This is a genomic window from Caballeronia sp. KNU42, from assembly GCF_053760385.1.
Genome location: NZ_CM132388.1, coordinates 2,642,551 through 2,666,291 on the forward strand (window position 1 = coordinate 2,642,551; position 23,741 = coordinate 2,666,291).

Below are 23,741 nucleotides of genomic sequence, written 5' to 3' on the forward strand. Positions count from 1 at the left end.
CATGACCGAGTGTAGGGAGAGCGCTTTGATACAGGTGCTACCGTTATGCGATAAACGTAACCGGGCGTATCTCTTTTTTAAAACCCCGCCGCCAGCCCGTCCCTGCGGCTATCGCTTGCGGCCACGTACCCGCGCTGAGGAATGTTGCTGTCGAGCTTGGAGACAGAACAACTGCGGGACGAATCAACCATAGAAGTTCGCGCCCGCGATGCCCGTAACAGGCCGATCTTTCCCCCTGAAGAGAGCGACGCCTATCCCAATAACATGAACGTTCAGCAATCTGCTAGGTTTGCCCTCAATGAGAGCGGCCGCTCGATGTTCTGTGCGGCTGAGTTTATATGTGGGCGTGCGCCGCAAACTATGATCGCGGTGCGTGATAAAAACGAAATTAATCACGACAAGCAGGTTGCATGAAAAAGTGCGATGACCACAGGTGTCCGATTTGTTACCCGAACTGGAAAGAAGAAGAAGCAGCCGCGAAAAAACGGGCGGAAGACGACAAGCAAGACTGCTTCAACTGCTGGCGCGTCTACCAGAAGAAGGCTGAGGCTATCGTATCCGTTGACGATCCGATCGTGCGCAACCGACGAATCAATGCGGCTTATGCGCAATTGTGGTTGGACGATCACCGATTCCAATGGGCGGGGCTTGCTGCATTTGCATCCAAACAGGTTGGCTGCGGCCTGCTCAACGCCGCGGAGATGATCGATAAGTCCAATCGACAGCGAGACGCCTACCAGCAATGGGACAAGACCAGTTCGCCGCTTGAGCGCCTGTCTCCTTTTGCGTCGCCGCGTATGCCAATGCCGGATCAGGCGTCCGGTGAGGCCGCACGAAAGGTCTATGAGATGCTGGCGAAGGGCAATACTGCATTGTTTCTCGATATATGGCCGCTGCACATGTTTTATAGGGAATTCGGGTTGCAGAGGTTCGAGCGCTGTCTACCGGAGCGAGCGCTATTGAGTGGGGCGGTCGTGTGGCCAATAGCTGATCGGGTTCCCTTCGGTACAGTAAAGGACGAAATCCGACGCGGGTTCAGTGCAATTGATGCCGGCAATCTTACTGAGGGAGTCGCGCAACTGGCTCGCCACGAGCAACTCAATATCCTGCAACCCGCTATGTACAACGATCCGGGTTTTGCCACGATGATGCGAGCAAATCAGTTCGCGTGGGCGCTTAACATTCCAACGGGATCGGCGCGGGAAATCCAGTTGACGCTCGCCAATCAATGCACGGTCACGGGTGCCAACGCAAAATACGAAATCTTCAGCAAGGAGCCCCTGGCGAATCTTGCAGATCCTGATCAACGCATGGCGTTTGTCCTGCGCGCAGCAAACCGGTTTGACGAATTGTTGCACCGTTCGGTCGAACGCCATTCCGTCGAGAACTCTCTGTTCTTGCTTGCTAGAGGGGATAGACGATGACCGAAACTCGAACTAAGAAATGGCGCTGGCTGGTTGCCGGTCTAATTCTTGGATTTGCTGTCGCATGGGGAATCTATGTGAAGGCGAAGCCGGCCGACGAAGTTGTGTTGACGATTGGCGAATCTTATTCGCAGATACGTCAGCAATCCCGATCGACGCTGCCGGTGCTTACCAGTGACAACAGGATTAACCTCTATGTTCGGCGCCCAGCCGTCCTACAGTTCAGCGACCCGCAATACGGGTTTGTGACACCGGCTGCAAAACTCCTAAGCCTATATGCGGATCAAGACGGCAAGGTCACGCAGCTAACCCTATCGCCCCAGGTTGAGACACTTCCACTTAACGAAGCTATAGCGACGGCAGTCGCTTTGCAAGACCAACTCCGGCGTGCTCACTGGCGGCCGATTCTAACTGCTGACCATCCGCCCATCACGGATACGTCAGCCATGCGCGCAGAGATACGTGCCGGGACCGACCCACAGACTTTCTGGCAAGCAGGCGACAAATATCAGATCTCTCTCGATGTTCGGCGCTTCAAACACGCGAACCCGACTAGTGACGAGCGATACCTGATCACGTTACAGCTAAGTGGGCCGCCTTTAATGACGGAGCAAAGCGGTGATTGACGCAGCGCTGCTTGCTCGCTTTCACGAGAACCGCCCGAACGACGAGCGGTACTTGATCACGCTGACCCTGGACCGCCTGTGTTCGGCGAACTGCCAAATGAATAGTTGTTCTCTTGCCGCACACTTGGCTTGGCATCTGGTTGCGCGGCCAAGTGCGGACACGACGAGCTGATACTGCAAAGACGAAACTTAGAACCCCGCCGCCAGCCCATCACGACGGCTATCGCTTGCAGCAACATACCCACGCTCGGGATCATTACGGTCCAGCTTCCAGATGTACTGCCCCGAACCGAAATCCATATAAGGATCGTCGACGGACTTGATCGTGTGCCCCATCGCCTGAAGCGCGTTGACGGTTTCACGATCAAGCGTCGATTCCACATCGACGGTGAAATCGCGGTTGACCTTCCAGCGCGGAGCGTCGCACGCGGCTTGCGGTTGTTGTCCGTAATCAAGCATCCGCACGATGGATTGCAGATGGCCTTGCGGTTGCATGTCGCCGCCCATCACGCCGAAGCTCATGACCGCTTCCTGCGTGCCGTTCACGTTCTGCGTGAGGAACGCCGGGATGATCGTGTGGAAGGGCCGCTTGCCGCCTTCCACCACGTTCGCGGACTTCGGGTCCATCGAAAAACCAAAACCGCGGTTCTGCATCGCGATACCTGAATCGGGCACGACCACGCCTGAGCCAAAACCCATGTAGTTCGACTGGATGAAACTCACCATCATGCCGCGCTCATCCGCCACCGACATATAGATGGTCCCGCCCGCCGGCGGCATGCCGAAATCGAAGTGCTTCGCCTTGTTCGGATCGATGAGCTTGGCGCGCTCGGTGAGATACGCGTCGTCGAGCATCTGCTCGGGCGTGAGGTCCATGGAACGCGGATCGGCGACGTACTGATAGACATCGGCGAAAGCGAGCTTCATGGCTTCGATCTGCAAATGCTGCGACTCGATCTTGTCGACGGTGAGCGACTTCACATCGAATTTATCGAGAATGCCGAGTGCGATCAGCGCGGCAATGCCCTGCCCGTTCGGCGGAATCTCATGGACTGTATGCCCGCGATAATCCTTCGAAATCGGCTCGACCCAGTCGGCCTTGTAGTTACGCAGATCGGCAGCGGTCATCGCGCCGCCGCCCTGCTTTGAAAATGCCGCGATCTTCTCGGCGATCTCACCCTCGTAGTACGCACGCGGCCCGTGTTCGGCAAGCGCACGCAAGGTCTTTGCATGACCGGGATAACGCATCAGTTCACTGATCTCCGGCGCGCGGCCGCGTGGCATGAAGGTATCGGCGAAACCCGGTTGATCCTTCAATTCGGGAATAGCCGCCGCCCATTTGTACGCCACGATGCTCGCCACCGCATGCCCACGTTCTGCAATTTCGATGGCCGGTTCCATCAGGTCGCCGAACGGCAGCGAGCCGAACTTCGCGTGCAGCGCTTCCCATCCCGCGATCACGCCAGGCACAGTGACCGCATCCCAGCCGCGCTTCGGCTGGCTCGCCAGGCCGTTTTGCTCGCCGTATTTGTTCTTGAAGTAATCGACGTTCCAAGCGGCCGGCGACACGCCCGATGCATTCAAGCCATGCAACTTGGCGCCGTCCCAGACAAGCGCGAACGCATCGCCGCCAAGGCCACACGACACGGGTTCGACCAACGTGATGGCTGCCGCCGCCGCGATAGCCGCATCGACCGCATTACCGCCCTTCCACAACATCCGCAAGCCGGCTTGCGCAGCGAGCGGATGGGACGTGGAAACGATATTGCGCGCGAACACCGGCAAGCGCGGCGTGGGATAGGGGTTCTGCCAGTTGAAGCGGGTCATGGAAAACTCGTCTCTTTGATTGATGAAAGTTGTTGGAGCACACGTCAAAGCTCGCGCGGATCGAGCGCGTCGCGCAATCCATCGCCGAGCAGGTTGAAGCCGAGCACAGCCAGGAAGATCGCGATGCCCGGGAAGATCGACATCCACGGCGCCTGGCTGACAAAATCCTTCGCGGTGTTCAGCATCGATCCCCACGATGGCGCGGGCGGCAATTGCCCGAGACCGAGGAACGACAGACTGGCTTCCGCGATGATCGCCATGGCGACCGTGAGGCTCGCCTGCACGATGATGGGCGGCAGCACATTGGGGAAAATGTAGCGGACGATGATACGGAAGTGCCCTAGCCCGATCGCGCGTGCGCCTTCCACATAATCCTCGGCTTTGACGCTGATCGCCTGACCGCGCGTGAGTCGCACGAAGCGCGGCATGGCCGAGACGCCGATAGCGATCATCGCGTTGGTAAGGCTCGGTCCGAGGAACGCGGCAAGCGCGATCGCAAGGATCAGGAACGGGATGGACAGCAATGCGTCGGTGAAGCGCGAGATCACGCCGTCAACCAGCTTGCCGAAATAGCCCGCCAATAGCCCCAGCGGCACGCCGATGACCACCGCTATTCCTACCGACACAACCCCCGCCAACAAGGAAGCGCGAGCGCCCCACAGCAAGCGGGTGAATACATCGCGGCCGAGTTCATCGGTACCGAACCAGTGACTCGCCGATGGCGCTTGCCGCACCGTCATGAAGCTCGCCTGAATGGGATCGTAGGGTGAAAGCCACGGCGCGAAGATAGCCACGAGAATCACCAGCAGCACGATCACTCCGCCAGCCACAGCCGCACGATTGCGCATGAAGCGACCCAACGCGCGATTGCGTTTGCGCGGTAAAGCTGCTGTTTCCACTTCCACAATAGTCGCCATCAGCTTTTCCTAAGCCGCGGATTGAGCAGCACGTACAAGACATCGGCGAACAGATTCACCACGATAAACCCCACCGCTGTAACCAGCACGACGCCTTGAACGACGGCGTAGTCGCGGTTGAAAACCGCATCGACGACCAGCTTGCCGAAGCCCGGAATGGTGAACACTTGCTCGGTCAGCACAGCGCCCGCAAGTAGTTCGCCGAACAGCAACGCGAGCACCGTAACGATCGGAATCAGCGCGTTGCGAAAGCCGTGTTTCACCACCACCGTGCCGCGCAAAAGCCCTTTGGCGCGCGCCGTCCGAATGTAGTCGCTGCGCAGAACGCTCAGCATCGCGCTGCGTGTATGCCGCATCAACTGCGCGCCGAGCGCCGCACCCAACACAAACGCGGGCATCAGCATGGTCTTGATGCTCAACCAGAAGTCCTCGGTCGGCGATACATATCCGGACGATGGCAACAACTGCCATTTCACCGATACAAGAAAGATCAGGATGATTCCGAGCCAGAAGTTCGGGATCGACATGCCGGTCAGCGCGAGAACATTCGCGCCGTAATCAAGCGCTTTCCCCTTGTTCGCCGCCGATAAAACCCCCAGCGGCATACCGATGCCAATCGCGAAGATCATCGCCATCACGGCCAGTTGCAACGTCACCGGCAACTTCTGGGCGATGAGTTTCGTCACCGGCACATCGGTTCTCAGCGACGCGCCGAGATCGCCATGAAGAATGTCCTTCACCCAAAGCGCGTACTGCACAGGCACGGGTTCATCGAGGTGATACTTCAGCCGCAACGTAGCGATGACCTGCGGGTTCTGATCTTCGCCGGCCATCGCCAGGACCGGATCGCCGGGTAGCATTTTTTGCAGACCGAAGATCATCATCGACACGAGGATCAGTGTCGGGATCGCAACGAGCGCGCGGTTGGCGATGATTCGCAGCATGACGGTATTACCCCTTGATGCTCACGCCACGCAGACGGATCAGCCCGTCAGGATAAGGCGTGAAGCCCTGCACTTTCTTCGACAACGCATACGGCCACGGCTGCGCGTAGAGATACACAATCGGGTCTTCATCGGCGAGGATCCTTTGCGCGGCGTCGTAGATCGGCTTGCGCTCGGCTACCGTTGCTTTCACGCGAGCGTCGTCGAGCAGCTTGTCCACGTCCGCGTTGCAATATCGCCCGTAGTTCAGGTTGCCCTTGCAGGTCACGAACTGATGCAGGTTGCCATCCGGATCCGTGCGGCCCGACCAGCCGAGATAAAGCAATTCGAAGTCGCCTTTCGTCGATGCATTCAGCGCAGCCGCGTAGTCCGTCGGACGCAGCTTCAGGTTGATGCCGGCCTCCGACAGCATGGCTTGCAGCATCTGCGCCATCTGGTTCGATACCGTGTTGTTACCAAAGGTCAGTTCCACATTGAGCTGCTCGAAACCCGCCGCTTTCAGCAACGCTTTCGCCTTCGGGATATCGCGTTTGGTCGTCTTGATCGATGCATCGAAGTACGGGCTGTTCGACGGGATCGCCTGACCGATCGGAGAGAAAATTCCGCCGCCGATCACCTGGTTGATCGCATCGCGGTCAATGGCAAGTTCGAACGCCTGGCGCACGCGTTTATCCTTGAACGCCTTCGGCGCACGCGCTCCATTCGAGACGTTGAACGTGAGGTCGTAGAAGCCCAGGCCGCTCATCGAAATAAAGTTGAGGTTCTTGTCGCTCTTCACCGATGCAACGTCGGAAGGCGCGAGACGCTCCAGCATGTCGAGCGAGCCCGAGCGGAGATTCGCAAGACGAACGGTGCTGTCGGGAATCGGCTGGAAGATCACTTTCTGGATCGGGTATTTGTCGGCATCCCAGTAGCCCGCGAATTTCTCCAGCACCACGCGGTCGTTCTGCACGCGCTCGACAAACTTGTACGGGCCGGAGCACACCGGATGCGTGGAGACGCTGGAATCATCGGCGAGAGTTTTCGGTGCGAGCATCATGCCGGCGCGATCCGTGAGCGTGGCGAGCAGCGCGGCATCGGGCGCTTTCAACACGATAGCGACGGTGAATTCATCGACCACATCCACATGATCGATAGAAGCCAGCTCGCTCTTGCGATTGCTCGCGGGCATGGAACGCGCGCGGTCGAGATTGGCTTTCACAGCGGCGGCGTTGAACGGCTCGTCGTCATGGAACTTCACGCCGTGGCGCAACTTGAACGTGAGCGTCTTGTTGTCGGCGCTCATGCTCCACGAGGTCGCGAGCATGGGCACGATCTTCAGATCCGGACCAATATCGACCAGCGAATTGCAGAGCGAACTGAACACGATCCTGTCAACCACCTGACTGCTGCGCGCCGGATCGAGCGTGCCAATGTCGTCCTGCAAACCAATCCGGATAGTCGAGTTCGACTGAGCCATCACGGCGGTGGTAGTCGCCATGCTTGCCGCGAACGCCGCGGCCAAGAGAATCTTTCGCATCTGCATTTCCCCGTTTTATCGTGTGTTCGATTGTTCTGTGAGCGCACCGTCGACCAGCGCCTGACGTTGCCGATACACCGCCAGCCGCTCGGTAAGCTTCGGGCTGACGATGGAAACCAGCGGCGCGCCGCCACCCGCGTTCTGTATCTCGCGCCAGAAATGGCATGCGACCCGGTGACCGTTTTCGAGCGTTTCGCTGACCGGTTGTTCGTCGGCGCAGCGCGCTTTTGCATGTGGGCATCGTGGATGAAAACGGCATCCTGAAGGTGGTGCGGTCGGACTCGGCAGATCGCCAGTCAAAGAAGGTTTGCTGCGACGCTGACGCGGACTGCTCGCCGGAATCGCTTGCAGCAACGCTTGCGTATAAGGATGAAGCGGCTGGTCGAACAACGCGTTCACATCCGCCATTTCCACGATCTCGCCGAGATACATCACCGCCACGCGATCGCTCATATGGCGAATCACCGCGAGGTCATGCGCGATCATGATCAGCGTCAACCCAAGCTCCTGCTTCAGCGACTCGAGCAGGTTGATGACCTGGGCTTGCACGGACACATCGAGCGCGGAGACGGGTTCATCGCCGACTATCAGCTTGGGCTCGCCCGCCAACGCCCGCGCAATGCCAATACGTTGCCGTTGCCCGCCCGAAAACTCATGCGGATAACGCTCGGCGTAACCGGGTTGAAGGCCGACCGTACGCAGCAAATCGGCCACGCGTTCATTAAGCGCCGCCCCTTTCGCCAGACCATGCAGCGCTATTGGCTCGCCAATGATCTGCCCCACCGTCATGCCCGGATTCAGCGACGCGAACGGGTCCTGGAAGATGATCTGCATCTCACGGCGCAGACGGCGCATGGGCTCGGTGCCCAGATGCGTGATGTCCTTGCCTTCGTAGATCACGCGGCCTTCGGTGCTATCGATAAGACGCAGCAACAGGCGCCCCAGCGTCGACTTGCCGCAACCCGATTCCCCGACAATGGCAAACGTCTCGCCCTTCTGCACGGAGAACGAGACACCGTTCACCGCGTAGACCGTCGGCGTGCGCGTGAACAGGTTGCGGGTACCGCCAAAGTGCTTGGTCAGGTCGCGGGCTTCAATAATGGGAGCGTTCGGGTTCATACCGCCGCCCCGCCAAGAGCATGTTCAACTGGCGCTACCCAGCACGCCACGCGATGCGTTCCGTCTAACCGTTTATCGGGCGGCACCGCGTCGATACACCTTTCCTCCACAAACGGACAGCGCGGCGCGAACCTGCACCCCTTAGGCATCTGTTCCGGCGACGGCACCGAACCACGAATGGTCGCGAGCGCGCCTTCGCGTTTTCCCACCGATGGAATCGCACCCATCAATCCGATGGTGTACGGATGCTGCGGGTCATCGAAGATTTCATCGACTGAGCCATATTCCACGATCCGTCCCGCATACATCACCGCGACGTAATCAGCCACTTCGGCCACTACACCGAGGTCGTGCGTGATCAACACCATCGCCGTGCCGGTTTCGGCTTGCAGGCTGCGCACCAGCAATAAAACCTGCGCCTGGATGGTGACATCGAGTGCGGTCGTGGGTTCATCGGCGATGACCAACTGCGGGCGATTGGCCAGCGCCATCGCGATCATCACGCGCTGGCGCATGCCGCCGGATAACTCGTGCGGATACGCGTCAAGGCGCGTTTCCGGTGCGGGAATGCGCACGAGGCGCAGCATGTCCAACGCCTCCCTGCGCGCTGCCCCGCTGCTCAAACCGCGATGCCGCTGCACGCATTCCGCGATCTGATGCCCGACGGTGAACGCGGGATTGAGCGAGGTCATCGGCTCCTGGAAGATCATCGACATCCGGTTGCCACGGATATCGGCAAGTTCGCGTTCGCTTAGTTTGAAGAGATCGCGGCCGTCGAACATCGCCTTCCCCGAGACGATATTGGCCGGCGGGCTGGGCAGCAAACCCATCATCGCCAGCGACGTCACGCTTTTCCCGCACCCCGATTCCCCGACGATGCACAGCGTTTCACCCGCGTTCACGGAGAACGACACGTCCTCGACGAGGTTCGGAACATGCGCGGCGCGTGAGAATTTCAGCGAGAAGCCGCTGACTTCGAGTACAGGACGCCTGGCAGGCGGGTTGAGCTGATCGTGAGGATCAGGCTGGTTTACTGGCAGCTTGCTTAACGTCGACAAATTCAACACTCCGCTGCGGGGGAATACAGGCGACTAACCGGAGCCTTTTGGCCGGCGTCAACAACAAAACGGCCGCACGTCGCCTGTTGCGCGTCGCCAAACTTTCATGAAGTAATTATGTCGGCCTAATTGCATCAGGAAATATTAAACTTTCTTTTTGACGCTTAACTTTTTCTTGAACTAGCCATGCCGACTATTCGAATGCTGAAGACCTTCCGGGCGGTCGCGCGAACGGGCTCGTTCGCCGCCGCGGCTGATAAGGTCGCGCTTACCCAGGCCGCGGTCAGCTTGCAGATGCGCGGGCTGGAGCAGGCGCTGGGGCGGCAGCTTTTCGACCGCAGCGCAAGGCAGATTACGCTGAGCCGGCAGGGGCACGAGATTCGGCCGAAGGTGGAGCAGATACTGGATCTGCTCGATGAACTGGAGGCTACGCCGGCTGGGTCCATGCAGGGGCCTGTGGCCATTGGCGCGGTGGTATCGGTGATTCAGGCGCTCTCGCTGGGGGTGGCGCGGCTGAAAGCGGCGCATCCCGGGCTGGACGTGCGGTTGTTGTCGGCGCGTTCAGATGAGTTGACGGTCATGGTGGAGCAAGGCGAGGTGGATATTGCGGCGGTGGTCGCGCGCCCCGACCAGGCCTTGCCGGATACGCTCAAATGGACGCCGCTCTACGCCGAGCCGCTGATGCTGATCGTGAGCCACGAGATAACCGATACCGACCCGCGCCGGATCCTGGCGTCCCACGGATTCCTGCGCTTCGACCGGCGCGTTCGAACCGGCGTAGTGGTCGATCAGGCGCTGACGACGCTCGGGCTCGAGGTGATCGAGTACCTGGAGCTGAATTCCATCGAGACGATCGTGGCGCTGGTGAGGAAGAACGTGGGCGTAACCGTGTTGCCGCAACTGCATCGGGCGGGGTGGCAAACAGACCCGTCGCTACGCTTGATCCCGATTGCGCAGCCGCCCATTCTTCGGACCGTCGGAATGGTCGAGCGGGCTTCGTACGGGCGCACGGGCATCACGGCGGCCATCATCGAGACGCTTCACGACTAGATTCCGCGTGCTCGGCAGTCCGCAAAACCGCATCTCATTATTATCAGATTCCGAAAAGTCAATTGCATCCTATCGACACAATAAATCGATAGTAGGGGTATACACTGCATTTCATCGACGCAGTGAGCAGAAAAAGCAAGCCGCTACGCCCCTTAAAACTTATGCAAATCGGAGCACATCATGAACAAGAATCTTATCGCCGCATTGTTGGTCGCCGCTTCCGCAGCCTTGGCTGCCCCCGCTTTCGCCAGCAGCGGTTACGGCCCGGCACCGTCGTATAACCCGAGCGTTGGTGCACCTGCATCGCAACGCGGTCAAAGCGTGCAAACCGTTCGAGCCGAACAAGCTGAAGCCAACGCGAACGCAACGTCGTACGGCGGCGTGCAAGATACCCAATCGCAATCGGGCAGCCGCGTCAGCCTGAGCAACGAACGCTCGCTTTACTCGCATAACTAATATGAAGGCGTTACGGACTGGAGCGCTGTTCGCTCAGTCGTAACGTTGAAGAATGTAAAAGCCAAAGCCCGGCAGAACTTGCGTTCTGCCGGGCTTTGGCTTTTATCGTTGGCGAGGGCGTTTGCGTTCGGAATGACCTTCTGATCGCCTCGCGGCAGCTTGCGGTTCGCTGGACGCTGTTGTCGCTGTCGTGTCACTTCGCTACCCGAAGCGAAACGCTGTAGGGTCGACTTTGAAGTTGACGGCGTTCGACTGCCTCATAGATTGTTTGTCATCGGGTGAGGACCTTTGATTCCAGCCAACGGGATCTATCGCGTTCCGATAACAACGACATGAGGTTACATGACAGTTCCGAATAGAACCGGCAAGCAATTGCGCATTGACGGCATGTCGGTGAAGGCTCAGGCGATAAAAATCGGTCGACAATTACGTGCGTGGATTCTTACCAGCTTGTTCGCAATTTTCCTCGGCGCGCTGTTCGTCAGTCCCGTCTCTGCAGCTATCACATGCACTCCAGGTAATGTGGGTAAGGTATTGAGCGCAGGGACGATTGTCGTTCCGATGAACGCGCCGTCGGGCACCGTGGTTAGCACTGTCGCGCCCGCGAGTTTTCAGATGCGATGCTCTTTTATGAATAGTTCGCCGTTCAATACGACAGGAACCGCCACCCTTCAGCTAACGGTGACCGCCGCACTCGCGCCAGGCTTTGCAGACGTCTACAAGACCGCCATCGACGGTCTGGGTGTTCGATTCGTCTTCAACGCCCCGACGTGCAATGCCACCAACCTGTCACTCAATAACAGCCTGCTGCGAATACCGTGCGACATCTCCGGGCCGTTGGGTGGACCATATCAAGACACGAATGTTACTGTCACGACCATTTTCGTTACCTACGGCGCAGTTAAGGGCGGAGCAACAACACTCTCTTCAATTCCGGTGCTGGACGAGGGCTTCGAGGCGTCGGACAATCCGGGAAAAATTTGGTCCCAGACCCCCGTTTATACAGGCAGCGCCACCGGCACCCTTAACACGGCAACGTGTTCCGTACAGACCCAGGACCTAGCTGTTTTCCTTCCCACTCCCGCCGTACGGGCCTTCGCCGCCGGCGTGGGCGCAGTCGCTGGGCGGACAGCGTTCCACCTGGATTTCACGTGCTCGACCGGTGCACAGGTATCCATCGTCATAACGGATGCCGTCACTCCTGCGAATCGATCTAATGTGCTCACGCTGTCCCCCGAGTCCACGGTCAAGGGAATCGGCGTGCAGGTATTGAAAGGTGACGGCACCCCCGTCGCCTTCGGACCTGACGCGGTAGGCGTTAGCGTCGAAAACCAGTGGCTGATCGGAGCCTCTCCCAACGGCGTGCTTGTTCTGCCTTTGTCGGCGCAATATATCCGTACCGGAAGCGTCACGCCCGGTTCACTCAAAGCGTTAGCGACGTTCACCATGTCCTACAACTAGGCGTACGATTTAGCCGTAATTTCGACGCGTGCCGCGAGGGCGGGGTCAGATGCCTGAAGGGGAATGGATGATCAAGGATGCGTTTGCCGAGCGCTTAATGTTCCCTTAAGTCTCGCGTCTTACGATGCATCTCATTGATCCCCTGTAGTACCCCTCTTCAAGGCCGCTTTGCGGCCTTCTTTTTTTAGGTACGACCAATGAAGACCCTTTGGCGATTGTGCGCGGTAGCCGTCTGCCTGGTCGGTGGCGTCGGCATCGCGGTGTGGCTCTTTTCTGTGATCGTACGTCTCGTTTGATCGAGTGGAAATAAGGGCTCAACGCTCGTGGCCCTGCATCTGCGCCAGCATGTTGAAAGCTAATTTCATTGGTTGCCACTCGGCGCTCGTTGCGCCCGGCAGCGGACATTGAAAGCTCGCCATCAACGCATTCCACTCAGTCACGCGCGGATGAACATCGGCGCCTGCCACTAGTTTATCGAAGCTAAAATCCGGCTCGGTCTCAATCAACATGACCAAGCGTGTATCGCGCCGCCAGATTGTCATGTCGATGATGCCTGACGCTCTCAGCGCATCCAGCACCTCCGGCCAGACCGCCTCATGATACCGGTCATATTGCGCGATGACTTCAGGGTCATCGCGCAGATCAAGTGCCAGGCAATGCCGCATGACGTTCTTGCTCATGGCTTAAGCCGCCGCGCGGGCATCGACGCAAACATGGGTGCGTTGCATCGCCTGGATCGCGTCCCAATCCCAGTCGATACCAATCCCCGGTTCCATCGGCGCAACCGCATAGCCGCTCTCGATCTGAACCTGCTTGCCGGTCAGTGCATCAAGTTGCGGGATGTATTCGAGCCACGTTGCGTTCGGCACGGCCGCGCACAAACTCACATGCAACTCCATCAGGAAGTGCGGACAGATGGACACATTCATGGTCTCGGCAAGATGCGCCACTTTCAACCACGGCGTGATTCCGCCCACGCGTGCGACATCGGCCTGAACGATCGAGCATGCATCCGCCTTCAGGTACTCGGCGAATTGCGCGGGGTGATACATCGATTCCCCCACCGCGATTGGCACCGAACTCGCCGCGCACAGCCGCTGGTGTGCAGCGATATTTTCAGCGGGCATCGGCTCTTCGAGCCATGCAAGTCGCAACGGTTCAAATGCGTGAGCGCGACGGATCGCTTCGGATAACGTAAAGCCTTGATTGGCATCGACCATGATCTCGAAGTCGTCACCCATGGCGTCGCGCACAGCGCTAAGACGACGCGTGTCTTCGGCCAGATGCGGCCGGCCGACCTTGATCTTGGCGCCATGAAAACCGGCATCACGCGCTTGCAAAGTTTGATCGACGAGATCCGCCTCCGATAAATGCAACCACCCGCCCTCAGTTGAATATGTACGCGTACGTGGCTTCGATCCACCCGCCGCGACCCACAACGGCAAGTTCGCCACGCGTGTGTTGCGGTCCCAAAGAGCGGTATCGATTGCAGCAAGCGCGAGGCTCGTGATCGCGCCCACCGCTGTCGCATGCGTATGGAAAAAGAGGTCGCGCCAGATGGCTTCGTATCCCGCCGGATCGCGTCCAATCAGCAATGGCGCGAGATGATCGTGCAGCAACGCGACAATAGACGAACCGCCCGTTCCGATGGTGTACGTATAACCCGTGCCTACGCTGCCGTCGTTGCAACGGATTGTCACCAGCACGGTCTCCTGCACCACGAACGACTGGATCGCATCCGTGCGCTTGACCTTGGGTTGAAGGTCGACCTGGCGGATGTCGACGGTATCGATAGTTGTCATTTTTTTGGTTCCCTTTAAGAGGTAATCGGAGGTGGGGTTCGTTCGCACTCGGTCGGGGGCGTTTGGTTCTGGGTTTGTGGTTGGGGTTGGGGTTGGGGTGCCAGGTTCTTGGGTTCTGCGGTCGGGGTTGATGCCGGGTTGCTAGGTTCCCGCGTTAGCGGTCGGAGTCATTGCCGGGTTGCTGCTGCTTGGCTTAGTGGTCTGCTTGAGTGAGCTATTTTCTTTATCACTATTAGCCACTGCGCGTGGCGGCGCGTCATTTCTTTGTCCAAAGCGACAAAGAAACGAAGCAAAGAAAGCGCTTTCAAAACGAGGGCTCGTAAGTTGACCTAGTGTCCTGAGTTGGAAGTTCATGGAATTTATTGATCATTGCGTTGTCCGTCGTATAGTTGGTTCGATACGGCGGAGGCGCGATGAGAGGTCGACCGAAAGCGGAGTTGGTGTTGAGTGAATCGGAACGTGAGCAGTTGCAGGCCTGGTCGCGTCGGCGCAAGACAGCTCAGGCGCTCGCCTTGCGCTCGCGCATCGTTCTGAGTTGCGCCAGTGGCACCACCAACAGAGTCGTAGCCGAGGTGCTTGGCGTGACACCGCAGACGGTAACGAAATGGCGTGCGCGCTTTCTCAACCAGCGACTTGATGGGCTGCTCGATGCACCCCGACCCGGTGCGCCACGCACCATTGATGATGCTCGGGTCGATGCACTCATTGCCAAGACACTGGAAGAACAACCGACCAAAGCGACACATTGGAGCACGCGCACCATGGCGCGTGAAAGTGGTCTGTCGCAGACGGCGGTGAGTCGGATCTGGCGTGCGTTTGGCCTGCAGCCTCATCGTCAGGAAACCTTCAAACTGTCGACTGATCCGCAGTTCGTTGCCAAGACGCGTGACATCGTCGGTTTGTATCTCGATCCGCCGACCAAGGCCATGGTGTTGTGTGTGGACGAGAAGAGCCAGATTCAAGCACTGGACCGGACTCAACCGATTCTGCCGTTGGCCCCCGGCATAGCCGAGCGCCGTACGCACGATTACGAACGCCATGGCACCACGACGCTGTTCGCGGCCCTGGATATAGCTACGGGAGAAGTCATCGGCCAATTGCATCGGCGTCATCGCGGCACTGAGTTCCTGAAGTTCCTGCGTACGATCGAAGCCAACGTTCCCCCTCAATTGGACGTGCATCTGGTGATGGACAACTACGGGACTCACAAGACACCGACCGTGCGCGCCTGGTTCGCTCGTCATCCGCGTTTTCATATCCATTTCACTCCAACATCGGCTTCTTGGCTTAATCAAGTGGAGCGCTGGTTTGCCACGTTGACTGAAAAACAAATCCGGCGTGGCACCCATCGTTCAACACGCCAGTTGGAAGACGCGATTCGCCACTATCTCGACATCTACAACGCTGAGCCGCAGCCCTTCATGTGGACAAAATCTGCTGACGACATCATGGCAAGCATCGAACGATTTTGTCTGCGAATCTCTAACTCAGGACACTAGCGTGCAGTCTCCGCGTTTTTGGCACCCCAAAAGCACGGTGCTCGCAAGAGCGACGGATGTGTGAAACCCTCCTTCTCCGAACACCGATACCCACACGCTTCGCCACCAGTGACTGAACCTGCCCAAGGTTCACCCCGCGCTATCCGCGAACAACCACCCACCGAATTTGTACGCATGCCGAACCATGTCGCCAACCCGCCTCGAAACGAGGCTACTCAAATAGATAACGCCGCCCCTACCGACGAAAAATAACCGCGCTAATCATGCAGCCAACCCACGAAGACCCCCAGTGGTAGATACGCGTGATGCCGTTTGGGATCCTTGGCAAGGGTGCTTGCCCGAGAGCGTACGGGGCGAAGCGTGTTCGTGTCAGGATTCGCGAGAAGGAGGGGTTCAAACATCCGTCGCTCTGGCGAGCACCGTGCTTTTGGGGTGCCAAAAACGTGGAAACTGCACGCTAGGTCAACTTACGGGCCCGCGTTTTGAAAGCGTTTTCTTTGCTTCGTTTCTTTGTCGCTTTGGACAAAGAAATGACGCGCCGCCACGCGCAGTGGCTAATAGTGCTAAAGAAATGAGCTCACTCACGCAGACCACTAAGGCCGAAAGCACCAACCCGGCACCAACCCCGACCGCTAACGCCAGAACCTATCAACCCAACCCCAAACCCACCCCCTCAAACAGTGCGAACGACCCCTCCCGTCCATTTCAGCCCTTCACCCCACCGAGCGTCAACCCCGCGATCAGATGCTTCTGCACGATAAACGTCAGCACGATCGCCGGAATAATAATGATCACGGCCATCGCGCACATGCCTGCCCAGTCAACCGAAAACTGCGCCGTAAAGTCCATCAACCCGACCGGCAGCGTCTTGGTATCGGGGCTTCGGCACAATTGCGTGGCGAGAGCAAATTCATTCCAGCTCGTAAGAAACGCAAAAATCCCCGCCGATGCAATCCCGCTTTTCGCCAGCGGCAACTCGATGCGCCAGAACGCCTGCCATCGATTGCAACCATCGATTTGCGCGGCTTGCGACAACTCGATCGGCACCTCGCGAAAGAAGCCATCGATGAGCCATACGGTGAACGGCACGTTCATCGCCAGATAAACAAGGATCACGCCAATGCGCGTATCGAGCAGACCCGTCCACGCCCACAGCATGAAAATAGGCAACGACAACGCAATGCCCGGAATCGCGCGCGTGAGCATCAGCGCCACGAACATGACCTGCTTGTGCCTGAACTCGAAACGCGCAAACGCATAGCCGCCAAGCACGCCGACCGCCAGCGCGGCGATCGTGCTCACGCAAGAGATGATCAACGAATTCACGAAGTACTGGCTGATAGGCAGCGACGCCATTTGCCCATAGCCGAACATGCTCTTGAAGTTATCGAGCGTGTAGCTTGAACCGACCAGCGGCGATTGATTCGACAAAATCGCCACGTTCGAACGGAACGCGTTGAGCACGACCCAAAGCCCGGGCAAACAGATGATCGCCATCACGATGAACACACCGAACCAAACCGCCGACTTGCGCACGAACGCGCCCTTGAATGCCGTATCGCTCATGATGTCAGGCAGGTCCCATGTGTTTGCGCGCGCCGCTTAACTTGCGAAAAAAGTACAGCGTGAAGAGGATGGACACCAGCACCGAGACATACGCAATCGCATTCGCATAACCCATGCGCGAGTCGTCGTAAGCAATTCGCCCGACCATCGTCCAGAGCAATTCCGTGCGTCCGCCCGGACCGCCGTTCGTCATGATCCTCACGATGTCGTAAGCGCGGCCTACATCGAGTGAACGGATCGTCATGGAGATATAAATGAACGGCATCAGGTACGGCAGCGTCACATAGCGAAACGTCTGCCATGACGTGCAGCCATCCACCTTCGATGCTTCTATCGGATCCTTTGGCAACGCCATCAAACCGGCCAGCAGGATCACCGCGAAGATGGGCGTCGAGTTCCACACCTCGGCCGCGATCAGCGACGCCAGCGCGGAGTTCGCATTGACGAGGAACGGGAACGCCGACTTCGCGCCGAACAACGTCTGCATCAGGTTGTTCACAATGCCCGTGCTGTCGTTGAGCATGAACTTGAACTGGAAGCCGACGAGCACGGGGGAGAACATCATCGGGAACATCATCACCGTGCGCAATGCGCGCTGGCCTTTCGTGACCTGATTGAGCAGCAGCGCCACGCCAAGGCCCAGCAACAACTCCAGATTCAGCGCAATGGTGAGGAACAGGATCGTGCGGCCGAACGCGGCCCAGAAGTCGCCATTCGCAAACGCGCGTTCGTAGTTTCGCCAGCCGATCCAGTGCGAAAGCGTATCGGGGTCGGTCAGGCGGTACGCCGTGAAGCTCGTATAAAACGAGAACAACAGCGGCAGGATCACCACGATCCCGACCGCCAGGAACGCGGGCATCAGCAGCTTGATCGGCAGCGGTATCCGTCTGCGCGGTGTAGCGAGAACGGGCTCGCCGCCGATCGAGTAAGGCGTGTTGGATTGCATGTCGATCGCTGGTTACTGGTTATCTGCCGCGTCCTGCATGATGTCCGCGACCTTCTTCGCCGCGTTATCCAGGGCTTGCTGCGAGGTCTCATCGCCGATGATCGCCTTCTGCAATTCCGGCCACAGCGCATTGGAGATTTCGTTCCACTGCGCGATGCGCGGCGGCGTGAACGAGTCTTCCTTCGCGGCCTGACTGAAGGTCGCGACCGTGTCCGCCATGAAGTGATCGTCCTTCGTCTTGAACTCCTGCACGATGGCCTGCTGCGCATCGATACGCGAAGGAATCGAACCAAGCCGCGCTTCAACCATTTGCGAATCCTTGCTCGTCAGGAACTGGATGAAACTCGCCGCCACTTCAGGCCGTGCGCACACTTTCGTGATCGAGAAGCTGTGCGAACCCGACCAGCCCGGCCGCTTGTTGGCAGCACCCAGCGGCGCACGAACCACACCCACGTTGCCGGCAAGTTTCGACGTTTTCGGGTCGTTATAGAACGATGCAAAACCCGGCCAGTCGAGATCGAGCGCGACCTTGCCCGACGCGAAGTTGTTACCAAGATCGTCCCAGACATAGCTCGGCACGCCCTTGGGCACCACGCCCGCTTTGTACAGGTTGACGAACCAGTCGAGCGTCTTCACACCCACCGGTGAATTGAACTTGGGTTGCATCTTTGCATCGAGTAACTGGCCGCCGTTCGCCACCAGCAGCGAGTAGAACGTGCCCGTGAGTGCTTCGTCCTTGCCCGGGAATTGCGTGCCGTAGAAGTTCGGCGCCTTGGTAAAGAACGTCGCTTGCTGCGTGAACTCGGCGAAGGTCTTCGGCGGCGTGAGGTCCTTGCCGAATTTCTTCTTGTAGGCGTCTTGATTCGCGGGATCGGCGTAAGCGGTCTTGTTGTAATAGAGCGCTTCAATATCCGTTGATCGCGGGATCTGGACAAGCTGCCCCTTTACCTCCGACTGCTTCAACAAAGCAGGCGCGAACGCTGCAAGATAGTCAGCGGGAAACAATCCCTTGAGGTCGCGGAAGATGGGATATTGCGCCGAGAAATTCGTATGATTCGACGACACGCAATAGTCGATATGCTGCGAAGCAATGTCCTGCTTCAACTCACGATCGAGCTCGAAGTGACTCTTGCGCGAGATGATCTCGACCTTCGCGCCGGTCTGTTTTTCCCATAGCGGAATGCGCGTGTAGAGCGCTTCATATTGCACGCCGCCGATCAGCTTGACGCGCAACGTATAGCCTGCATATTCGTTGTCGGCGCGTGCCGCGGTCGTGGCGACCAGACCCGCCAAAGCCAGTACCGACACAGCGATCTTGAGGCCGGTTTTCATCGAATCCCTAACCATGATTCATCTCCTTTGTTATGTGCCGTAACGTCGGGCGATACGGCTTGCGTGTGGTTTTTTCCAGCTTTCTAGCGCAGCCGGCGACTGGTGCCGGTATCGAAGACAAGGGTGTGCTCAAGCTCGGCGTCGAGGCGGATACCCTGCTCCGGACGCAGCAACAAACGGCCATTGACGATGACGCAACAGCGCTGTCCTGCGACCGTGCCGAACAATTCCGTGGACGCGCCCGTTGGCTCGACTACATCGACGCTGAATGGAATGCCGCCCGTCTGCGCGACCACGAGATGCTCAGGCCGCACGCCGACGGTCACCTCTTGCCCGTCCCGGGCGTTGACCACCGGCACTTGTATCGAGAAATCTCCTATGCGTACCCGCGCGCCATCGTTTTGCAACTCGTAGCGGCCGCTAAAAAGATTCATGGAAGGCGAGCCGATAAAGCTCGCGACAAACAGGTTGTCGGGGTCATCGTAGAGTTCGAGTGGCGCGCCAATTTGCTCGATCACGCCGCCATTCAGCACGACGATGCGATCAGCCATCGTCATCGCTTCAATCTGATCGTGCGTCACGTAGACCGTGGTTGCGCGCAAGCGCTGATGCAGCGCCTTGATTTCCGCGCGCATTTGAACGCGTAGCTTCGCATCGAGGTTCGACAACGGTTCGTCGAAGAGGAACACCTTCGGGTCACGCACGATCGCGCGCCCCATGGCCACGCGTTGACGCTGACCGCCGGACAAGTGGCGCGGGTAGCGGCCAAGCAAATCCTGAAGGCCGAGAATGGTCGCTGCTTGATTTGCACGCGCCGCGATTTCATCGGGTTTCAGGTCGCGCAATTTCAGCGCGAACGTGAGGTTCTCCAACACGCTCATGTGCGGATACAGCGCGTAGTTCTGGAACACCATCGCGATGTCCCGGTCCTTTGGCGGCAAGTCGTTGACCACACGGCCGTCGATGAGAATTCGTCCATGCGTCACGCCTTCGAGTCCCGCCAGCGCACGCAGCAATGTCGACTTGCCGCACCCACTCGGTCCAACGAGCACAAGGAACTCGCCGTCCGCCACGGTCAAGTCGATCTGCTTTAACACCTGGACGGCGCCGAACGACTTCTGCACCTGTTTGAATGCCACTTCAGCCATCAGCGTTGTCTCCCTATGCCGGCGTCTTGCAGACCACTTTTCCATCCATGCAAATCATTTTAAAGATAAAACGTTATTTCATACATGAATTTTCATTGGTGTTTTCCCGATGCCCATTTAAGTTCGTTTTCCTTCGCCTATGACGGCAAACACCGGGCTTGCACGCGTCTACAATCACGCCATGCCGTTGCCGGATCTCATGACGTCGAGACCGGTTGAACGCAGACATCTGGCTTTGGGCAAGGAGAGATTTTGGACAACACGCGATACTCAGCGCCGGCGCTCGAAAAGGGGCTGGACATCATCGAACTGCTGGCGAGTCATCCGGAGGGCTTGTCACTGGCTGACCTGGGAAAGACGCTCGGGCGTACGACTGCGGAGATTTTTCGCATGGTCGTCACGCTGGAGACGCGCGGATATCTGCGCGCGTTGGGTGACAGGTATGTGTTGTCGTTGTTGCTGTTCCAGCTGGCGCACCGGCATCAGCCGGTTCGCTCGCTTGTGACCACCGCGCTGCCGCTGATGACGCAACTGGCCAACGACGTCCGTCAGTCGTTCCACCTGTGCGTGTATCAGGACGGCCGCGTGCTGATTGTCGCGGGAGTGGAAAGTCCGGAACGCTGGGGCTTTTCGTTAAAGGTGGGCACGTTGATCGGCATGACCGATACCGCTTCGGGACAAGTGCTGATGGCGTTCCAGGAAGAACTGGAACGCAAGCGGATGCTCAAGCTGCATGTCCCCGTTGACGGCGAACTTCCCGTCGATGCAAAACAGCTTGCCGCGGATCTGGCGCGGATCAAGGAACGCGGACATGCGCGCATGCCGAGTCGCCAGGTCAAGGGCGTCAAGAACCTCGCGTACCCCGTGTTTGGACGAAACGGACACGCCGTTGCATCGCTGACGACGCCGTTCATAGAACGCATCGATCAAGCACCGGTGCCCGCGATGAACGAAGTGGGGGAAAGAATGAAAACCGCGGCGCAAACGCTAACCGAGTTAATGGGGTTAAATGTGTACTGGGAGCCGGGCGTGGGTGCGGGTTGAATCCCGCCCCTCCGCGTTGCCAAGTCTCGGCTTCGAGATTAACTGAATGGAGAAATGAATATGAACCTGGCCTTTTCCGCCGGCGCCATCGATCTGAAGACCGCGTTCGACGCTGTCACCGAATACTGGTCGCCCAAGGTCGTAGCGCAGGTCAATGACCAATATGTGAAAGTCGCGAAGGTTCGAGGCGAACTCGTGTGGCACAGCCATGCGGGTGAAGACGAACTGTTCTATGTCGTACGCGGGAGCCTGCGGATTGAGTACGAAGGAGGCAAAGCGATCCATTTGCCTGAAGGATCGATGCATGTCGTGCCTCGCGGCGTCCTGCACAATCCGGTGGCGGAAGAAGAATGCTGGATCGTATTGATCGAACCGGTGACGACAAAACATACCGGTGACGTAGAAAGCCCGTTGACGAAATCGCTTGCACAGCAACTGGCCTGATCAAGCTGATCTGGAACCAGCGACTCGGCTACGGGCTCTTCTAAAACCAGAAGTAAGCTACAACCATGCAGCGAGTCCGACGACCGGGCGTCTCGCCACGCCCAGCCGCCGGCACGCCACCTCTCCCCTCGTTAACTATTTAATTCGCTACGTTTCAACAACCGCTTCTTTTCACTTACCGGTTGAACGCCCCCGTTATTCCATCCCCCGTCGCGTTTTCACCGGTTTTTTTTGCTGAACTTCATTGTCAGCTTGTCCCCGTCAGACCCCTTGAAATCCCATAGCAGCCGCGCAAACGTTTGTTTGCGGCACGTCCTTTTGTTTTATTGCTTCGGGTAGCTTAGGACTTCTTTGTTCGAGTCGTTGGGCTCATTTAGCCACGAGATTTCGTGGCGCGCATCCCTACTAAAGCAGGCATACAAATGTGCGTATGTGCGCTAGAGGAAGTGCACCGGCCGATCCAGGCGAGTGGCGCTCTAAAACCGCGCCATCGATGCAGTGAAGAGATTCAACTCCGGCGGCAACGGTTCGACCGCATAACCGCGGCGCACCCACTCGTCCAGGCCCCCGTACAAAAGGCGGGCATTGACGACGTTTTTCTTAAGCAACCGCTTGCGAACCTTCCGGACGGCCGCATCACTCGCATACATGCCGTACACAACAATGTTGCTTGCCGAAAGATTCGCATCCATGGTGTCCAGCGATTCAACATCAAGCAGAATCGCCCCCGGGATTCGATACGACTCGTCACGGCGAACCGACGCCGGACGCGCATCGAGAATCAAGGGCGGTGCGCTGGAACGCATCATCCGGTTGAGCCGATCGGGCGTCACGACCCTGCGGCTCAGCCACTTCCTGAGACGCCAGCGCAGCAGGTATCGATACGTCAGGTAAAGAACGGCCGCGGCGAACAGCACGTCAAGTATCGATGCCCCGTAGGGCCGCAGCGCGCTCAGCAGCATTCCAAGTTGCCGCTCGAACAGCGCGCCGCCGAGCAGCCAGAAAGAGGCCCAGGCCACCGTGCCTACCGTGTCCCACGCAACGAACGCAGCGGGCGCAATCGCCGTGGTCCCCATCAGCGGCGGTGTAATGAGCGCCAGGCCCGGAACAAACTTCGCCACCGCCACGATCCCCACGCCAAACCGTTCGAACAAAGCGCGCGTGGTGCGCATGCTTGCATCGAGCGATAACGACATACGCCCGAGGGAATCGGTCAGGCGCCGGCCATAGATGCGCCCCGCGGAAAACCACACACCGTCGCCAAGCAACGCAGCGACTACCGCCGCGCACAGCACGTGAGAAAAAACCAGGTTCCCGCCGGCAATCGCGGAGCCGGCGAAGACGAGCACGGGGATAGCAGGCAGCGGCACACCCAGCCGCGTGGCCAGCACATTGGCGAAGACTGCGGCGCTTCCCCAGTTCTCAATGGCCGAGGGTGGAATCTGTATCAAGTACTCGCCTCCAGAAGCATTCGGTATTGCGTGGCCCCGCTTGGCGTTGGCTAGTGCCTTTGAATCTCATCGCTTCATGAGTGCAGGATCGACATCATTTCACCGCTC

General features: G+C 58.4%; 22 protein-coding genes. 9 read left to right on the forward strand and 13 right to left on the reverse strand.

What is annotated here, in order from left to right; translation table 11 throughout:
- Window positions 1–141: 141 nt before the first annotated feature.
- The 3 genes from ACSOSP_RS11900 to ACSOSP_RS11910 are packed head-to-tail and all read left to right on the forward strand — an operon-like array spanning window position 142 to window position 2,050.
- On the forward strand, window positions 142–414 hold the full coding sequence (locus tag ACSOSP_RS11900; protein ID WP_455311048.1) for a hypothetical protein: 273 nt from the start codon (window positions 142–144) through the stop codon (window positions 412–414).
- Entirely contained in the window at window positions 411–1,424 is a 1,014-nt protein-coding gene (locus ACSOSP_RS11905; RefSeq protein ID WP_455306823.1) for a DUF2515 family protein, read from the forward strand. Before ACSOSP_RS11900 ends, ACSOSP_RS11905 begins: the two co-directional genes overlap by 4 nt.
- Window positions 1,421–2,050, forward strand: coding sequence for a flagellar biosynthesis sigma factor (locus tag ACSOSP_RS11910; protein ID WP_455306825.1), 630 nt, complete (start codon window positions 1,421–1,423; stop codon window positions 2,048–2,050). Before ACSOSP_RS11905 ends, ACSOSP_RS11910 begins: the two co-directional genes overlap by 4 nt.
- Window positions 2,051–2,239: 189 nt before the next feature.
- On the opposite strand, the gene ggt is transcribed toward ACSOSP_RS11910, so the two are convergent.
- The 6 genes from ggt to ACSOSP_RS11940 are packed head-to-tail and all read right to left on the reverse strand — an operon-like array spanning window position 2,240 to window position 9,416.
- Complete coding sequence (gene ggt / locus ACSOSP_RS11915) at window positions 2,240–3,877, reverse strand: gamma-glutamyltransferase (protein WP_455306827.1); 1,638 nt, start codon at window positions 3,875–3,877, stop codon at window positions 2,240–2,242.
- A gap of 44 nt (window positions 3,878–3,921) precedes the next feature.
- Window positions 3,922–4,794, reverse strand: coding sequence for an ABC transporter permease (locus ACSOSP_RS11920; RefSeq protein WP_455306828.1), 873 nt, complete (start codon window positions 4,792–4,794; stop codon window positions 3,922–3,924).
- Window positions 4,794–5,738 (reverse strand): ABC transporter permease, encoded by a 945-nt coding sequence (locus tag ACSOSP_RS11925; protein ID WP_455306830.1) that lies wholly within the window; start codon window positions 5,736–5,738, stop codon window positions 4,794–4,796. The genes ACSOSP_RS11920 and ACSOSP_RS11925 overlap by 1 nt, the downstream gene beginning before the upstream one ends.
- Before the next feature lie 7 nt (window positions 5,739–5,745).
- Entirely contained in the window at window positions 5,746–7,257 is a 1,512-nt protein-coding gene (locus ACSOSP_RS11930; protein WP_455306832.1) for an ABC transporter substrate-binding protein, read from the reverse strand.
- Between the two features lie 15 nt (window positions 7,258–7,272).
- Window positions 7,273–8,376, reverse strand: a complete 1,104-nt coding sequence (locus ACSOSP_RS11935) for an ABC transporter ATP-binding protein (RefSeq protein WP_455306834.1) — start codon at window positions 8,374–8,376, stop codon at window positions 7,273–7,275.
- A complete protein-coding gene (locus tag ACSOSP_RS11940) occupies window positions 8,373–9,416 on the reverse strand; it encodes an ABC transporter ATP-binding protein (protein ID WP_455310938.1) in 1,044 nt (347 codons plus the stop codon). The genes ACSOSP_RS11935 and ACSOSP_RS11940 overlap by 4 nt, the downstream gene beginning before the upstream one ends.
- Before the next feature lie 204 nt (window positions 9,417–9,620).
- Here ACSOSP_RS11940 and ACSOSP_RS11945 point away from each other — a divergent pair, with 204 nt between their 5' ends.
- The 3 genes from ACSOSP_RS11945 (at window position 9,621) to ACSOSP_RS11955 (ending at window position 12,401) form a co-directional block, all read left to right on the forward strand.
- Complete coding sequence (locus ACSOSP_RS11945) at window positions 9,621–10,484, forward strand: LysR substrate-binding domain-containing protein (RefSeq protein ID WP_455306836.1); 864 nt, start codon at window positions 9,621–9,623, stop codon at window positions 10,482–10,484.
- Between the two features lie 180 nt (window positions 10,485–10,664).
- Complete coding sequence (locus tag ACSOSP_RS11950) at window positions 10,665–10,940, forward strand: hypothetical protein (protein WP_455306838.1); 276 nt, start codon at window positions 10,665–10,667, stop codon at window positions 10,938–10,940.
- Window positions 10,941–11,282: 342 nt separating this feature from the next.
- Window positions 11,283–12,401 (forward strand): fimbrial protein, encoded by a 1,119-nt coding sequence (locus tag ACSOSP_RS11955; RefSeq protein ID WP_455306840.1) that lies wholly within the window; start codon window positions 11,283–11,285, stop codon window positions 12,399–12,401.
- Between the two features lie 314 nt (window positions 12,402–12,715).
- On the opposite strand, the gene ACSOSP_RS11960 is transcribed toward ACSOSP_RS11955, so the two are convergent.
- Window positions 12,716–13,081, reverse strand: coding sequence for an L-rhamnose mutarotase (locus tag ACSOSP_RS11960; protein ID WP_455306842.1), 366 nt, complete (start codon window positions 13,079–13,081; stop codon window positions 12,716–12,718).
- Between the two features lie 3 nt (window positions 13,082–13,084).
- The gene (locus ACSOSP_RS11965) at window positions 13,085–14,203 is read right to left on the reverse strand and encodes a mandelate racemase/muconate lactonizing enzyme family protein (protein WP_455306844.1); all 1,119 of its coding nucleotides are present in this window, start codon (window positions 14,201–14,203) and stop codon (window positions 13,085–13,087) included.
- Window positions 14,204–14,616: 413 nt separating this feature from the next.
- Between ACSOSP_RS11965 and ACSOSP_RS11970 the strand changes: the two genes are divergently transcribed.
- A complete protein-coding gene (locus ACSOSP_RS11970; protein ID WP_455306846.1) occupies window positions 14,617–15,702 on the forward strand; it encodes an IS630 family transposase in 1,086 nt (361 codons plus the stop codon).
- Between the two features lie 705 nt (window positions 15,703–16,407).
- Here the strand turns inward: ACSOSP_RS11970 and ACSOSP_RS11975 are convergent.
- The 4 genes from ACSOSP_RS11975 to ACSOSP_RS11990 form a co-directional block, all read right to left on the reverse strand.
- Window positions 16,408–17,268, reverse strand: a complete 861-nt coding sequence (locus ACSOSP_RS11975; RefSeq protein ID WP_455306848.1) for a carbohydrate ABC transporter permease — start codon at window positions 17,266–17,268, stop codon at window positions 16,408–16,410.
- Window positions 17,269–17,272: 4 nt separating this feature from the next.
- The gene (locus tag ACSOSP_RS11980; protein ID WP_436183216.1) at window positions 17,273–18,127 is read right to left on the reverse strand and encodes an ABC transporter permease subunit; all 855 of its coding nucleotides are present in this window, start codon (window positions 18,125–18,127) and stop codon (window positions 17,273–17,275) included.
- A gap of 99 nt (window positions 18,128–18,226) precedes the next feature.
- On the reverse strand, window positions 18,227–19,561 hold the full coding sequence (locus ACSOSP_RS11985) for an ABC transporter substrate-binding protein (protein ID WP_455306850.1): 1,335 nt from the start codon (window positions 19,559–19,561) through the stop codon (window positions 18,227–18,229).
- A gap of 68 nt (window positions 19,562–19,629) precedes the next feature.
- Window positions 19,630–20,694: an ABC transporter ATP-binding protein gene (locus ACSOSP_RS11990; RefSeq protein ID WP_455306852.1), complete on the reverse strand. Its 1,065-nt coding sequence runs from the start codon at window positions 20,692–20,694 to the stop codon at window positions 19,630–19,632.
- Between the two features lie 252 nt (window positions 20,695–20,946).
- Here ACSOSP_RS11990 and ACSOSP_RS11995 point away from each other — a divergent pair, with 252 nt between their 5' ends.
- Together ACSOSP_RS11995 and ACSOSP_RS12000 are read left to right on the forward strand one after the other, a co-directional pair.
- Entirely contained in the window at window positions 20,947–21,738 is a 792-nt protein-coding gene (locus ACSOSP_RS11995) for an IclR family transcriptional regulator (protein ID WP_455306854.1), read from the forward strand.
- 54 nt (window positions 21,739–21,792) lie between these two features.
- Entirely contained in the window at window positions 21,793–22,182 is a 390-nt protein-coding gene (locus tag ACSOSP_RS12000; RefSeq protein ID WP_455306856.1) for a cupin domain-containing protein, read from the forward strand.
- A gap of 476 nt (window positions 22,183–22,658) precedes the next feature.
- Here ACSOSP_RS12000 and ACSOSP_RS12005 read toward each other — a convergent pair whose 3' ends face one another.
- The gene (locus ACSOSP_RS12005; protein WP_455306858.1) at window positions 22,659–23,633 is read right to left on the reverse strand and encodes a VTT domain-containing protein; all 975 of its coding nucleotides are present in this window, start codon (window positions 23,631–23,633) and stop codon (window positions 22,659–22,661) included.
- Between the last annotated feature and the right edge of the window lie 108 nt (window positions 23,634–23,741).